Raw genomic sequence first — 13,226 nt, forward strand, 5'->3', positions numbered from 1 at the left:
TTGCGTTCCCGAAAACACTTGCGTATGGGCTGGCCAGGAACGATTCCGCGCCGCGTCGCCGCACCCGCCGCGGCGCGCTGGTGGCGGGGTGGTGCCCAACTGCCTTGCCGGGCCCTAGAATTGTGCGGAATGAGAGTCGGTATCGACTTCGGCACCACCCACACCGTCGCAGCGATCGTCGACCGGGGCAATTACCCGGTCGTCTCCTACGACGGCGTCGACACGTGGCCGTCGTTGATAGCGGCCGATCCCCGCGGCGAGTTGCGTTACGGCCTGGACGCGGCGGCGGTGCGCCACGAACCCGGCTGGGAGGTGCTCAGGTCGTTCAAGCGTCTGCTCAACGACGCCGGGCCGCAGACCATGGTGCGGCTGGCCGGCCGTGAATACCGGTTGACCGATCTGCTCACCGGGTTTCTGGCCCAGCTGAAAAGCGATCTCATCGAGCGCTCGAATGCCGGCGCCGCCAGCGGTGAGGCCGTCCAAGCTGCCATCAGCGTGCCTGCCAATTCGTCTAGCGCTCAACGCTTTATGACTCTGGATGCTTTCGCCGCGGCGGGGTTCGAGGTCGTCGCGCTGCTGAACGAGCCGTCCGCCGCGGGACTGGAATACGCCCACCGGTACCGCTCCACGATCACCGCCAAACGCGAATACGTGTTGATTTACGACCTGGGCGGTGGCACGTTCGACGCCTCGCTGCTGAAAATGGCCGGGCACGTCAACGAAGTCGTGGTCAGCGAGGGAATTCAACGGCTCGGCGGTGACGACTTTGACGACGCGATCGCGCAGTTGGTGCTTGCCGACTCACAACTGCCCGGCGTGTGGGATTCAGCCTACGAACTGCTCGTGGAGGAGTGCGCCACGCGCAAGGAAGCGGTCGGTCCGCAGACCCGGCGTTTCCTGGTGGACCTGAGCGTCGTCGACGGCGCTGACCGCCCGCCGTTCTCCTGCCCGATCGACGATGTGTACGCCGCGTGTGCACCGCTCGTCGACAAGACCACGGAGCTTCTTTCGCGCGTCCTGCACGACCCGGTCGGTGACGGCAGAGACGTCCCGTGGTCGGAGGTGGCGGGTATCTACGTGGTGGGTGGCGCGGGCAGCTTCCCGATCGTGTCGCGGATGCTGCGCGCGAGCTTCGGCGACAAGCGGGTCAAGCGCTCACCGCACCCGTTCGCCGCGACCGCCATCGGACTTGCCGTCTTTCTGGACACGGAGTCGGGTTTCGTTCTCTCCGAACGTTTTTCGCGGCACTTCGGGGTTTTCCGGGAGGCACACGCCGGCGCCGACGTGGTCTTCGACCCGATCGTGCCCAAAGACGCCGCGCTTCCCGCCGACGGACGCACACCGCTGGTCGTCAGCCGGAAGTACCGGGCGGCGCACAACATCGGGCACTTCCGGTTCGTCGAGTGCAGCCGCGTGGTCGACGGGCGCCCCGACGGCGACGTCACACCGTACGATCCGGTCCTGTTCCCGTTCGACCCGGCCCTGAGCGACCGTGACGATCTGCGGCGCCAGCCGGTGGGCCGCTGGCAGGAGGGGCCCGACGTCGAGGAGATCTACAGCGTTGGCCCTACCGGCGCGGTGGAAGTCACCCTCACCACCCAGCCGACCGGCATCCAACGCACCTTCCGGCTGGAACGGCGGGGCCATGGAGTTCTATGACGTCCTGCGAAGCACCTTCGCCGCAAGGGAATTCACCGACGACCCACTGCCTGACGACGTCCTGTACCGCATCCTCGACAATGCCAGGTTTGCTCCCAGCGGTGGCAACCGGCAGGGTTCGCACATCACGGTGGTGCGCGACGCCGGTACCCGCCGGCGACTCGCGGAACTCGGGGTACCGGCCGCCCGTCGCTATTTCGCCCAGCTGACCGCCGGTGAAAACCCCTGGAATGCGGTGCATCCCACCGCGGTGCCGCAAGACGTCATCGATGACACCGCGGTTCCCGAGACGTTCATCGCGCCGATGATCAACGCCCCCGTCGTCCTGGTCGTCTCCGTCGACCTGAACGTGGTGGCCGCCTTGGATCAGGAGTTGGACCGCGCCGGACTGGCCGGCGGAGCCTCGGTGTACCCGCTGGTGTGGAGCATTCTGCTGGCCGTCCGCTACGAAGGCTATGGCGGCACCATCACCACGATGGCGATTGCACGCGAAGACGCGGTCCGCGAGCTGCTGGAAATTCCGGGTTCGCACGCGGTCGCGGCGCTGGTGCCGCTCGGAAAGCCACGGCACCAGCTGACCAAACTGCGCCGCCGGCCGGTCTCCGAGTTCGTGACTCTGGAACGTTTCGACGGGCCGGTCTTCGACGGCTGACCCCTGCGCGCGTCTCAGACGGCCTTGGTTGTGCCGACGTAGGACACCACCACGTCAGATTCATCGGTGATGCGGGTCAAGGTTGAGTACGAGCGGATGAACGACTGTCCCACGCATCCGTCGATCTTGATGTGGAAGTCGCTGATCATGATCCAGGGGTTCGGGCCCTTGAACTCTTTTCGCACGACCGGGACCACGACGACGAAGCCGGGCTTCATGCCCACGCTCACCACCCCGTTGTACGAGCCGGTGATCAGCGGCAGCAGCACCGGTGGCTGGCCCGGCCCCAACGGCAACTCCGCGCCGAGCGACGGGGCGATACCGCCGCCGTTGGCCATGGTGACGCCGTTGGCGGTGCTCATGTCGATGCCGCAGCCGATTTCATAGCCGACTTCCAGGATGCCGTGCGGTGGTTCCGGCCCCTGCAGCGAGGCGACGAACACCCCGCTGGACAGGTATTCGCGCGACGACGCCGCGGTGGTCAGCGGCGCGACGGGAACCTGTTTCTCGTCTTTCGCACCGAGGGCCAGCGTCCAGCCATCGGGGGTGTTGACCCGCGCGGGTGTGCCAGGGGGCAGGACACCGTCGGCCGGTGATCCCGTGCCCGACACCGGTTCGGCGCCGGGCTGCGCAGTCGCCGCGGCAGCGGGCGTCACCAACAGAAGGCACACAGCGAATACCGCAGCACGGCGAACAACCGCGGAAATCGGCATCACGGCCTACACGCTAGGCACGGCGGGATTACTGTCCGGGTTTGCGCGAGGCAGCAACTCGAAGTTGTTGCGCGTTTGTAGCTGGTTCGCGATGCAAAGACGGGAGGCTGGACAAACCGTGTCGCGAGTAGACTCCGCAGTTGACCGTTCGCGCCAATCGGCAGGGAGGGCGACCAATGACACGTCACAGGTTCGCTTCCGCCCTGTTGGCCGTCCTGATCGCGATGTCGGCCCTGGCGGGCAGCGCCGGCGTAGCCCGCGCCGATCCGGATGATGCGGTACCCGAAATCATCGACGACCTGCTCATCGTCATCCCCGGATTGACCATCGATCCCCGCGACCGCGACGCCACCGAGAAAGGGGCCGGACCGAAGGATTGGACCGGCAGCGGAATGTACTGTCAGAACCAGAACGTCAAATGCCGGAAGATGGGATTCTAGTTCGGTCAGCGCAACTCGCAAATTCCGTTCCGCCTACTGGCTTTAACGCCTCTGACCGGAAGGAAGGTCGCCGATGTCCACCTGGCTCATCACGGGTTGTTCGACCGGCCTGGGCCGAGCCCTCGCCGAGGCGGTAATCGACGCCGGCCACAACGTCGTCGTCACCGCACGCGACATCTCGAAAATCGCCGACCTTGCTGACACCGCATCCGAGCGCACGCTGGCCGTGGCCCTCGATGTCACCGACGCCGAACAGGTCGGCGCGGCCGTCCAGCAGGCTCAGGATCGGTTCGACGGCATCGACGTCCTGGTGAACAACGCCGGCTACGGATATCGCGCCGCCATCGAAGAAGGTGACGACAAAGATGTGCGCGCCCTGTTCGAAACCCACTTCTTCGGCGCCGTCGCCATGATCAAGGCGGTGCTACCCGGCATGCGGGAGCGCCGCTCCGGTGCGATCGTGAACATCTCCTCGATCGGCGTGCAGCTGACACCGGTCGGATCGGGTTACTACTCGGCCGCCAAGGCGGCCGTGGAAGGCATGAGCGGGGCATTGCACGGTGAGCTTGCGCCGCTGGGCATTTCGGTCACCGTCGTCGAACCCGGCGCTTTCCGAACGGATTTCGCCGGACGTTCGCTGACCCAATCCTCTTCCGTCATCGACGATTACGCCGACACCGCCGGGCGCCGCCGGATCGAGAACGACACCATGCACGGCAGTCAGGCGGGTGACCCCGCCAAGGCGGCCGGGGTGATCATCACCGCAGTCGAGTCCGACGAGCCACCCGCCTTCCTGCTGCTCGGCGAGGACGCGCTGTTCTCCTACCGCCACATCGCCGAACGCAGAGCGACCGAGATCGCGGCCTGGGAAGAGTTCACTACCAGCACCAATCTGGACAGCTGATGCAGGGAGCGGTGCTGGCGGCGGGGGCTCTCGGCGCACTCGTCTGCACCGCGATGGGTGTGACGCTGCTGATCATCGGGTTGCGAAGGCGTTCGGCGCGGCGCATTCAGGCCCAGTTCCCGCCGGGCCACCTGCCCGGCCAACCGGGCGGGTACCCGCCCGCATTCCCGGGCTACCCCGGTGGCGGCTACCCGCCGTTGCCGCCTCCACCCCACAAGTCGGGCGCAGGCCTGATCGTCGCGGGTGTCGTGTTGCTCGCCGTGAGCGCCCTCGGCGTCGTCGGCACGGTGGCCCTGGCCGCCGGCCGGAGCACCCGACTGGCGGTGGGCGACTGTTTCACCAACGAAATCCTGGACAAGCAGCGCTGGAAGTCCAAGAGTTGCGGCAATCCCGAGGCGGTGCTCGAATACGCCGCAAAAGCGGACTCCACGGGCAACTGTCCGGACGGCAAGCTCGACAGCAGCTCCTACCTATCCGTTGAGCACGACGGTTTGCGACGCTGCTTCATACCCAATCTGCTTGTCAGCCATTGCTATTCGTCCGATCACAACGGCGAGACGATACGCGCGGTGAGCTGCGGCGCCGGCGGCACCGTGGTGCGGATCACCACGCGGCTGGACAATACGGTCGACACGTCGGCCTGCCCATCGGGGGCGCGCACCGTCACATTCCCTCAGCCCAAACGGACCTACTGCAGCGAACGCGTCAGCGGAATCATCTGAGCCGCAACCGTCTACCGCCCACCGCGTACCGACCGGGCCCTGTGAAAACCAGCAGCAGGAAGCCGAAGCAGAACAATATCGCCGGAGTTCCACCGTTGCCGTCGGGTGGATTGCTGATCGGCCAGAGCGCCAGCGGTTGATGCATCCAGAAGTACGCGACCGCCATCTGGCCGGAGGCCACGAAGGCAGCGACACGGGTAAACAGTCCCGCAGCGATCAACAGCCCCGTGACCAGTTCGATCACGCCGGCATACCAGCCCGGCCAGTCGCCGACCCCGACGGGTTGCCCCGATGGCACCGGCCAGCCGAAGAGAATCATCGAGCCGTAGCCGGCGAAGAGGAAGCCGTAGACCAACCGGAACAGGCTTAAAACTGCCGGCGACAAGCCGGCCACGCGGTGGTTGAGGTCGTTTGTCATGGCGCCCACGTTACGGTCGCGGCCCGACATGGCCGAAATAGTGGGATCGGTGTCTGCTGCGCCACTCACGCCGCCACCGCCGCGGCTCGTACAGTCGTGTTCATGCAACCGGTACCATCACTCCTGAGCTCTGAAGTTGCCTGCGCTGCAATTGAATTAGCCCGATCAACCGAATCGGAGTCCGTCTTCAACCACAGCGTGCGCAGCTACCTTTTCGGCGAGCTGCTCGCCGCACACGAAGGCTTGAAACCCGGCTCGGATTTCGACAGCGAGACGCTGTTCCTGGGCTGTGTCCTGCACGATCTCGGCGCCGGCACGGCCGCTGCCGGCAAGGAACGCTTCGAGATCGAAGGCGCGGACCTGGCGGCCAACCTGCTGACCGAGCAGGGTTGTGAACGTGCGGTCATCGATGCGGTGTGGGAAGCGATTGCGTTGCACAGCTCATTCGGAATCGCCCAGCGCCGCGGGCCGATCTGCTACCTGGTCAACGGCGGCGTGGGGATCGATTTCGGCCGCAACGCCGACTTCATCGACGACCGGGCGGCCGCGGCCATCCATGCCCGCTACCCACGCCTGGCCATGGCGAAGTCATTGATGGACGCGATCGCCGCTCAGGCGCAACGCAGTCCCGAGGCGGCGCTCCCGTACACGATGGCCGGCGAGGTGTTGCGCGAACGCCGCGACGGTGGAATCACCCTGCTGGAACAGATGGCCGCCCTCGGCCGATGGGGAAACTGACCGCCGACCGGTGGTGACCCGCCACGACGGTAGTGTACATTTGTACATGTACATCTGTACACGAGGGAGAGTGTCGTGGCATATCTATACCTGTTGGTCGCCATCTTCGCGGAGGTAGCGGCGACGAGCCTGCTCAAGAGCACCGAGGGTTTCACCCGGCTGTGGCCGACCGTCATCTGCCTGGCCGGTTACGCGGTGTCATTTGCCCTGCTGGCGCTGTCCATCTCGCGCGGGATGCAGACCGATGTCGCCTACGCGTTGTGGTCTGCGATCGGGACGGCCGTGATCGTGTTCATCGCCGTGGCGTTTCTCGGTTCACCCCTGTCGGCGGCGAAGCTGATCGGTGTCGGACTGATCATCGGCGGGGTCGTAACGCTCAACCTCGGCGGTGCGCATTGAGCACCGCACCCGAACGCCGGCCGCGCGACCCGGCCGGCCGCCGTCAGGCGATCGTTGAGGCGGCTACCAGGGTGATCGCCCGCCGCGGACTCGGCCAGCTGACACACCGCCTGGTCGCAGCCGAGGCGGACGTCCCGGTGGGGTCGACGACCTACTATTTCAGCGACCTGGGCGAACTGCGGGAAGCAGCCCTGGCGCACGCCGCCACCACATCGGCCGAGCACCTGGAGCAGTGGCGGCAGGAACTGGACGCCGACCCCGACCTGCCGGCCGTGCTGGCCCGGCTCACCGCCGACTACCTGGCCGACCACGACCGGTACCGGACGCTCAACGAGTTGTATCTGGCGGCGAGTTACCGGGACGAATTGCGGCCCCTGGCCCGGGTGTGGAACGAGGGCGTCGTCGCACTGCTGGAGCCGCGGGTCGGACGGCGGGCCGCGGACGCCATCGCGGTGTTTCTCGACGGCGCCATGCTGCATCCGCTGGCTACCGGCACCCCGCTGAGCACCGACGCGCTGGCCGACGCCATCGCCCGGCTGGCGGCGACTGACTACGAGACGTGAGAGCCCAGCCTGCCCAGGTAGGACAACCAGAGCAGTCCACCGAGGACCGTTCCCACGATGGCCCAGGTCTTGGCCGTGTTCGCGGACCTGCTCGCCTCCGCCCATCGCCCCTGTGCCCACAGCCCGTCGACCTTGCTGGAATACACCGTGGCCACGATGCCCGGGATCATGCACAGGAAGATCGTGATGATGGACCACACCAGGTAATTGTTGGGCTTGATCGGCTGCCCGTAGGGCCCCTGCGGCGAGAACCCACCGTAGGGCTGCGGCGACGGGGGTGGGTAGCCGCCATAAGGTCCTTGCGGCGGTGGCGGCTGGTACCCGCCGCCCTGATACGGCGGATATTCCCCGGGTGGCTGATAGCCACCGTACGGGTTGTCGGGCGGCGGTCCGGTCATGGGGACTCCAGACGACGAGGTTGCGCGCAAAGCCTTTTCAAGCCCTTTTCACCTTATAACGGCCCCCGGGGCTTGCGGCAAGGCCCGGGTCATACCGCACAATTGCTGGCCGGACGCCGCCGCGTGGGTCGGGGTCCATGGATTGGGGGGTGAATTGCGGGAGTCAGCTACCAGCTTCGACGACGAACTGCGGTTCGAACAGGACTACGTCACCGGCCTCTATGCCCGGCTCGACGCCGAACGGGCGCAGGCGAAATCGAGGTACAGCGCCGCCTTGCGGGGTGACGGCGAAACGCCGATGGATCGCGATGTCGAAGTGCGGGCGCTGGCGCGGCGGATGAAGCGCCTCGACGTCGCCGACGACGGGCTGTGTTTCGGTCGGCTGGACGGTGTTTCGGGCAACCGGTCCTATATCGGGCGCATCGGCCTGCTCGATCAGGACAACGAGTACGAACCGGTGCTGATCGATTGGCGCGCGCCGGCGGCGCGTCCGTTCTACACCGCGACGGCAGCCAACCCCGAGGACATCCGGCGGCGCCGCCAGTTCCACACCCGCGGGCGTCGCGTCGTCGACTTCACCGACGAGGTGCTCGGCCGCGCGGACGACGGAGACAAGCGCGAAAGCTCAAGCGACGCAGCCCTGCTCGCCGCGATCAACGCACCCCGCGGTGATGGGATGCGCGACATCGTGGCAACCATCCAGGCCGAGCAGGACGCCATCATCCGTCTGGACCACTCCGGGGTGCTGGTGATCGAGGGCGGTCCCGGCACCGGCAAGACGGTGGTTGCGCTGCACCGCGTCGCCTATCTGCTCTACACCCAGCGCGAGCGGATGGAACGCCACGGCGTGCTCGTCATCGGCCCCAATCCGGCATTCCTGGACCACATCAGCCGCGTCCTGCCCTCACTCGGCGAATCCACCGTGGTGTTCATGACGGTCGGCGATCTGGTTCCCGGTCTGCACATCACGGCCGAGGATGAGCCAACCGCCGCGCGCCTCAAGGGTTCACTGCAGATCCTCGATGTGCTCGCCGCCGCGATCGCCGACTACCAACGGCTGCCGGAGGATCCACTGCTGATCAAGCTGTCCGATGTCACCCTGCGTATCGACGCCGAGACGGCGCAGTGGGCCAGGGAGGAGGCGCGCGCCACCGGGCTGTCGCACAATGCGGCCCGCGCCGCGTTCACCGACATCATCACGTGGGTCTTGACCGAGCGGGCGATCGGCAAGATCGGCCGCGGCTGGCTGACCCGGTCGGACCGCAACGCGTGGGAGAAGCTTCGCGAGGAGCTGATCGAGGAACTCGCGGACAACGCCGCGTTCGCCGCCGCGCTTGATGAGCTCTGGCCGATCCTGACCCCGGACGCGCTGCTGTCCGCGCTGTACGAGTCGCCCGAGAGGCTGCGCGCGGCGGGTGCCGATCCCGCGCTGTGGCGCGAGAGTGGTGACGCGTGGACGGTGTCCGATGTGCCCCTGCTGGACGAGCTGGTGGATCTGCTGGGCGTCAACAAAGAGGCCGAGGAACTCGCCAGAAAGACCGCCGCACAGGAACAAGCCGAAGAGGCGGCCTATGCGGCCGGCGTCCTGGACCTGATGGTCAGTCGCGAAGACCTGATGGACGACGAAGACCAGTTGCTCGCCCAGGACCTGCTCTACGGCGAGGACCTGGCCGACCGATTCGTCGAACGCGATCTGCGTGAACTCTCGGAACGCGCTGCGGTGGAACGGAATTGGACATATCGGCACGTGGTGGTCGACGAAGCGCAGGAATTGTCCGAAATGGACTGGCGGGTCTTGATGCGTCGCTGCCCGGCCAGATCCTTCACCGTGGTGGGCGATCTCGCGCAGCGACGGTCCGCGGCCGGTGCGACGTCCTGGGATGCGATGCTGCGGCCCTACGTGCCCGGCCGCTGGATTTACCGGTCGCTGACCGTGAACTACCGCACGCCGGCGGAGATCATGGCCGTCGCCGCCGCGTTGCTCGCCGAGTTCGCACCCGACGTCGTGGCGCCCGAGTCGGTCCGCGCGTGCGGCGTCCGGCCGTGGTCAAGACGGGTAGATAAAAGTCAATTAGTTTCTGCCATAGACGATTTCGTGCGTGACGAGGGATCCCGCGAGGGCACCAGCGTGGTGATCGGGCCACCCGGTGTCCCCGGCGCGGTGCTCCCGTCAGCGACCAAGGGGCTGGAGTTCGACGCCGTTCTGGTGGTGGATCCGCAGCGGATCCTGGCCGACGGCCCTCGCGGGGCCGCCGAACTCTACGTCGCCCTCACCCGCGCGACTCAGCGCCTCTGCGTTGTCCATCAGGAACCGCTGCCGCCGGTGCTGGACGGCCTGGCGACGACGTCTCCGTCGATGTACCGCTGAATGTTGGGCGCGACGGCGGCTACCACGTCCTCTTCGGACATCGAAGCCACCGGTTCGATTTTCCAGATGAAGCGGATCAGGGCGAAGCCGATTAGCTGACTGGCGATCAACCCGCTGCGCCGCAGCCGATCCGTCTCGTCGGTACCCAGCGTCGAACCACCGATGAGGCTGCGCTCGACCACCGCGCGCAGCTTTTCCCGGGTGCGCTCGTCGTGCGCGGCCGTGAGTACCACGGCGCGCAGGACCGGACCGATCTCGTCGTCTGCCCAAGCGCCGAGCACGGTGCGGACCAGCCGGGTGCCCAGCTCGCCGCGGGGCGTGGCCCATGTCTGCGCGACCGTTTCCAGCCATTTGGCCGGCGGGTCCGTCGCCGCGTCCAGCAGGCGCTCCTTGGAGCCGAAGTAGTGATACACCAGCGCCGGGTCTACGTCGGCGGTGCGGGCGACGGCCCGGATCGTGGTTCCAGCCCAGCCGTGCGTGGCGAATTCCTGCCTGGCGGAGTTGAGGATTCGGGCCTGCAGCACCCCGCGCTCGTCGCGCGGCCCGGGAGTCACCGCCTTCTTGGCCATCTGTTTCATCGTAGCGTGAGACTAATGCATAACGAGTACATAGCCAGCTGTTCATGTGTTCGGACGGCATTCCCGCGCCGGGTGTGCAAACATCGCTGCAGGCCTCTTTGCCTGTTTCCCCCCGTGCGCCGGCGAGATTTCCAGGGATAGGACCCACCATGACTGATCTTGATCAGACACCCTCCGACGAGATTCCTGCCACCGGGCGGGCCGAACTGATCGAGCACTCCCGGACGGGCATGGGCGCCGCCGCGCTGCAACGTGCGATCACCGATCATCTGCGGTATTCGATCGGCCGCCCCGCGGCCGCGCTGCGGCCCGAGCATTACTACCGCGCGCTCGCGCTCGCAGTGCGTGATCGCATGCAGGACCGCCGGGTTGCCTCGACGCAGGTGTCCCTCGATCTCGGCCGCAAGGTGACCTGCTACCTGTCGGCCGAGTTCCTGATGGGTCCTCAGCTCGGCAACAACTTGCTGAACCTGCGCATGGAAAGAGCGGCCAAACAAGCACTCTCCGCGATGGGCCAGAACTATGACGAGGTGCTGGCCTGCGAAGAGGAACCCGGTCTGGGCAACGGCGGTCTGGGCAGGCTGGCCGCCTGCTACCTGGATTCGCTGGCCACCCTGGAGCGCCCAGCGATCGGCTACGGCATCCGCTACGAGTTCGGCATCTTCGATCAGGAGATCCACGACGGTTGGCAGGTCGAGCAGACCGACAACTGGCTGGACAGCGGAAACCCTTGGGAGATAGCAAAACCCGACGTCAATTACCTGGTCAAGTGGGGCGGCTACGTCGAGCATTACACCGACGACTCTGGGCGCGAGCGCGCCCGCTGGGTGCCGGGCCTGATGCTCAAGGGCGTCGCCTACGACACCCCCATCCAGGGTTACGGCGTCAACACCTGCAACGTGCTGACGCTGTGGAGTGCGCGGGCGGTGAAGTCGTTCGCGCTGGAAGCGTTCAACACCGGCGATTACTACAAGGCGGTCGAGGACGAGGTCACCTCCGAGACGGTCACCAAGGTGCTCTACCCCAACGACGAGCCGGAGGCCGGCAAGCGCCTGCGACTGCTGCAGCAGCATTTCTTCGTGTCCTGTTCGCTGCAGCACGTGCTGCACATCATGGACGATCTGGCCGACGTGTCGGTGCGCGAACTTCCTCAGCGATTTGCGTTGCAGCTCAACGATACTCACCCGTCGATCGGGGTCGCCGAATTGATGCGGCTGCTGATCGACGAGCGCCACCTGGAGTGGGAGGAGGCGTGGGACATCACCGTTGCCACGTTCGCCTACACCAACCACACGCTGCTGCCCGAGGCGCTGGAGACCTGGCCGCTGGAGATGTTCGGCGAGTCGCTGCCCCGTCACCTCGAGATCATCTACGAGATCAACCGCCGGTTCCTCGATGAAGTCCGAACCCGGTTCCTCGGTGACCACGAACGGGTCCGCCGGATGTCGCTGATCAGTGAGGACGGTGGCCGGAACGTCCGGATGGCACACCTGGCCACGGTCGGCAGCCATGCCGTCAACGGGGTCGCCGCGCTGCACTCCGAACTGCTGAAAGACAGTGTGCTGAAAGACTTTTACGAGATGTGGCCAGAGCGCTTCAGCAACAAGACCAACGGCGTGACGCCACGCCGCTTTCTGGCGCTGGCCAATCCCGGGCTGCGCGAATTGCTCGACCGCACCATCGGCGACGGGTGGCTGACCGATCTTGGCCGGCTGCGTGGCCTGGAGCAGTTCGTCGATGACTCGTCCTTCCGGGAGCAGTGGCGAGACATCAAGCGCAACAACAAAGCGCGCCTGGCCTCTTTCGTTCGGTCGGCCACGGGCGTGGAACTCAATCCGGAATGGATCTTCGATATCCAGGTCAAGCGGATTCACGAGTACAAGCGTCAGCACCTCAACGTATTGCACATCGTTGCGCTCTACTACCGGCTCAAGCAGAATCCCGGGCTGTCGATTCCCCCGCGCGCCTTCATCTTCGGTGGCAAGGCGGCACCCGGGTACTTCCTGGCCAAGCGGATCATCAAGCTGATCAACGCCGTTGCCGAGACCATCAACAACGACCCGGAGGTCAACAAGTTCCTGAAGGTGGCGTTCATCCCGAACTTCAACGTGCAGAACGCACATCTGATCTATCCGGCGGCCAATGTGTCCGAGCAGATCTCCACGGCGGGGAAGGAGGCCTCGGGCACCGGCAACATGAAGTTCATGATCAACGGCGCGCTGACGGTCGGCACCCTGGACGGGGCCAACGTCGAAATCCGCGAGGAGGCGGGCCCGGAGAACTTCTTCCTGTTCGGCCTGACCGTGGACGAGGTCGAAGCGCTCAAGGCGCGCGGCTACCGGCCCGCGGATTACATCGACGGCAATGAAGAACTCAGCGCGGTACTGGACCTGATTGCGGGCGGGACGTTCTCGCATGGCGATCACCAGGTGTTCCGGCCGCTGGTCGACAACCTGCGTTACCACGACTCCTTTCTGGTGTGTGCCGACTTCGCGTCCTACGTGGAATGTCAGGAGCGCGTGAGCCAGGCCTGGCAGGACCGGGACGCGTGGACGAAGATGTCGATTCTCAACACCGCACGCAGCGGCAAGTTCTCCTCAGACCGCGCCATCGCCGAATACTGCGAAGACATCTGGAAAGTGTGGCCGCTGACCGTCAAGATCTGAGGAAGATA

At 66.0% G+C, this 13,226-nt stretch carries 14 protein-coding genes; 10 read left to right on the top strand and 4 right to left on the bottom strand.

The features are described from left to right. Window positions 1–129: 129 nt before the first annotated feature. Entirely contained in the window at window positions 130–1,659 is a 1,530-nt protein-coding gene (locus ACNQS7_RS09965; RefSeq protein WP_418012432.1) for an Hsp70 family protein, read from the top strand. Beyond that, window positions 1,646–2,311 (top strand): nitroreductase family protein, encoded by a 666-nt coding sequence (locus tag ACNQS7_RS09970; RefSeq protein WP_418012433.1) that lies wholly within the window; start codon window positions 1,646–1,648, stop codon window positions 2,309–2,311. Before ACNQS7_RS09965 ends, ACNQS7_RS09970 begins: the two co-directional genes overlap by 14 nt. 14 nt (window positions 2,312–2,325) lie before the next feature. Here the strand turns inward: ACNQS7_RS09970 and ACNQS7_RS09975 are convergent, their stop codons facing one another. Next, window positions 2,326–3,024 carry an MspA family porin gene (locus ACNQS7_RS09975; protein WP_197419809.1) on the bottom strand — a complete coding sequence of 233 codons (699 nt, stop codon included), beginning with the start codon at window positions 3,022–3,024 and terminating at the stop codon, window positions 2,326–2,328. Between the two features lie 176 nt (window positions 3,025–3,200). Between ACNQS7_RS09975 and ACNQS7_RS09980 the strand changes: the two genes are divergently transcribed. The 3 genes from ACNQS7_RS09980 to ACNQS7_RS09990 all read left to right on the top strand — a co-directional run bounded on the left by ACNQS7_RS09980 (window position 3,201) and on the right by ACNQS7_RS09990 (window position 5,090). Next, window positions 3,201–3,464 (top strand): hypothetical protein, encoded by a 264-nt coding sequence (locus tag ACNQS7_RS09980; protein ID WP_418012434.1) that lies wholly within the window; start codon window positions 3,201–3,203, stop codon window positions 3,462–3,464. A 73-nt stretch (window positions 3,465–3,537) separates the two neighbouring features. Further along, a complete protein-coding gene (locus ACNQS7_RS09985; protein WP_418012435.1) occupies window positions 3,538–4,368 on the top strand; it encodes an oxidoreductase in 831 nt (276 codons plus the stop codon). After that, window positions 4,368–5,090 carry a hypothetical protein gene (locus ACNQS7_RS09990; protein WP_418012436.1) on the top strand — a complete coding sequence of 241 codons (723 nt, stop codon included), beginning with the start codon at window positions 4,368–4,370 and terminating at the stop codon, window positions 5,088–5,090. Before ACNQS7_RS09985 ends, ACNQS7_RS09990 begins: the two co-directional genes overlap by 1 nt. Here ACNQS7_RS09990 and ACNQS7_RS09995 read toward each other — a convergent pair. Next, a complete protein-coding gene (locus ACNQS7_RS09995; RefSeq protein ID WP_418012437.1) occupies window positions 5,083–5,508 on the bottom strand; it encodes a DoxX family protein in 426 nt (141 codons plus the stop codon). The two genes, ACNQS7_RS09990 and ACNQS7_RS09995, sit on opposite strands and share 8 nt — an antisense overlap. Window positions 5,509–5,610: 102 nt before the next feature. Between ACNQS7_RS09995 and ACNQS7_RS10000 the strand changes: the two genes are divergently transcribed. The 3 genes from ACNQS7_RS10000 (at window position 5,611) to ACNQS7_RS10010 (ending at window position 7,208) form a co-directional block, all read left to right on the top strand. Further along, window positions 5,611–6,246: an HD domain-containing protein gene (locus ACNQS7_RS10000; RefSeq protein WP_418012438.1), complete on the top strand. Its 636-nt coding sequence runs from the start codon at window positions 5,611–5,613 to the stop codon at window positions 6,244–6,246. 75 nt (window positions 6,247–6,321) lie between these two features. Beyond that, a complete protein-coding gene (locus tag ACNQS7_RS10005; protein ID WP_418012439.1) occupies window positions 6,322–6,645 on the top strand; it encodes a DMT family transporter in 324 nt (107 codons plus the stop codon). Next, window positions 6,642–7,208: a TetR/AcrR family transcriptional regulator gene (locus ACNQS7_RS10010; protein WP_418012440.1), complete on the top strand. Its 567-nt coding sequence runs from the start codon at window positions 6,642–6,644 to the stop codon at window positions 7,206–7,208. Before ACNQS7_RS10005 ends, ACNQS7_RS10010 begins: the two co-directional genes overlap by 4 nt. Here the strand turns inward: ACNQS7_RS10010 and ACNQS7_RS10015 are convergent. Then, window positions 7,196–7,606 carry a CD225/dispanin family protein gene (locus ACNQS7_RS10015; RefSeq protein WP_418012441.1) on the bottom strand — a complete coding sequence of 137 codons (411 nt, stop codon included), beginning with the start codon at window positions 7,604–7,606 and terminating at the stop codon, window positions 7,196–7,198. The two genes, ACNQS7_RS10010 and ACNQS7_RS10015, sit on opposite strands and share 13 nt — an antisense overlap. On the opposite strand from ACNQS7_RS10015, the gene helR reads away from it, so the two are divergent. Next, complete coding sequence (gene helR, locus ACNQS7_RS10020; RefSeq protein ID WP_418012442.1) at window positions 7,605–9,974, top strand: RNA polymerase recycling motor ATPase HelR; 2,370 nt, start codon at window positions 7,605–7,607, stop codon at window positions 9,972–9,974. The two genes, ACNQS7_RS10015 and helR, sit on opposite strands and share 2 nt — an antisense overlap. On the opposite strand, the gene ACNQS7_RS10025 is transcribed toward helR, so the two are convergent. Beyond that, window positions 9,911–10,552, bottom strand: coding sequence for a TetR/AcrR family transcriptional regulator (locus ACNQS7_RS10025; RefSeq protein ID WP_418012443.1), 642 nt, complete (start codon window positions 10,550–10,552; stop codon window positions 9,911–9,913). The genes helR and ACNQS7_RS10025 overlap by 64 nt on opposite strands. Window positions 10,553–10,782: 230 nt before the next feature. Here ACNQS7_RS10025 and ACNQS7_RS10030 point away from each other — a divergent pair, with 230 nt between their 5' ends. Then, window positions 10,783–13,218: a glycogen/starch/alpha-glucan phosphorylase gene (locus ACNQS7_RS10030; protein WP_418015953.1), complete on the top strand. Its 2,436-nt coding sequence runs from the start codon at window positions 10,783–10,785 to the stop codon at window positions 13,216–13,218. Window positions 13,219–13,226 lie beyond the last annotated feature (8 nt).

Origin of the sequence: Mycobacterium sp. 23, assembly GCF_048287075.1 — a bacterium.
Taxonomy (GTDB): domain Bacteria; phylum Actinomycetota; class Actinomycetes; order Mycobacteriales; family Mycobacteriaceae; genus Mycobacterium; species Mycobacterium gordonae_B.

What these genes read in the sequence shown, in the direction of transcription:
- ACNQS7_RS09965 (WP_418012432.1), top strand. Translation starts at nt 130, where the DNA reads ATGAGAGTCGGTATCGACTTCGGCACCACCCACACCGTCGCAGCGATC.
- ACNQS7_RS09970 (WP_418012433.1), top strand. Translation starts at nt 1,646, where the DNA reads ATGGAGTTCTATGACGTCCTGCGAAGCACCTTCGCCGCAAGGGAATTC.
- ACNQS7_RS09975 (WP_197419809.1), bottom strand. Translation starts at nt 3,024, where the DNA reads ATGCCGATTTCCGCGGTTGTTCGCCGTGCTGCGGTATTCGCTGTGTGC.
- ACNQS7_RS09980 (WP_418012434.1), top strand. Translation starts at nt 3,201, where the DNA reads ATGACACGTCACAGGTTCGCTTCCGCCCTGTTGGCCGTCCTGATCGCG.
- ACNQS7_RS09985 (WP_418012435.1), top strand. Translation starts at nt 3,538, where the DNA reads ATGTCCACCTGGCTCATCACGGGTTGTTCGACCGGCCTGGGCCGAGCC.
- ACNQS7_RS09990 (WP_418012436.1), top strand. Translation starts at nt 4,368, where the DNA reads ATGCAGGGAGCGGTGCTGGCGGCGGGGGCTCTCGGCGCACTCGTCTGC.
- ACNQS7_RS09995 (WP_418012437.1), bottom strand. Translation starts at nt 5,508, where the DNA reads ATGACAAACGACCTCAACCACCGCGTGGCCGGCTTGTCGCCGGCAGTT.
- ACNQS7_RS10000 (WP_418012438.1), top strand. Translation starts at nt 5,611, where the DNA reads ATGCAACCGGTACCATCACTCCTGAGCTCTGAAGTTGCCTGCGCTGCA.
- helR (WP_418012442.1), top strand. Translation starts at nt 7,605, where the DNA reads ATGGGGACTCCAGACGACGAGGTTGCGCGCAAAGCCTTTTCAAGCCCT.
- ACNQS7_RS10015 (WP_418012441.1), bottom strand. Translation starts at nt 7,606, where the DNA reads ATGACCGGACCGCCGCCCGACAACCCGTACGGTGGCTATCAGCCACCC.
- ACNQS7_RS10025 (WP_418012443.1), bottom strand. Translation starts at nt 10,552, where the DNA reads ATGAAACAGATGGCCAAGAAGGCGGTGACTCCCGGGCCGCGCGACGAG.
- ACNQS7_RS10030 (WP_418015953.1), top strand. Translation starts at nt 10,783, where the DNA reads ATGGGCGCCGCCGCGCTGCAACGTGCGATCACCGATCATCTGCGGTAT.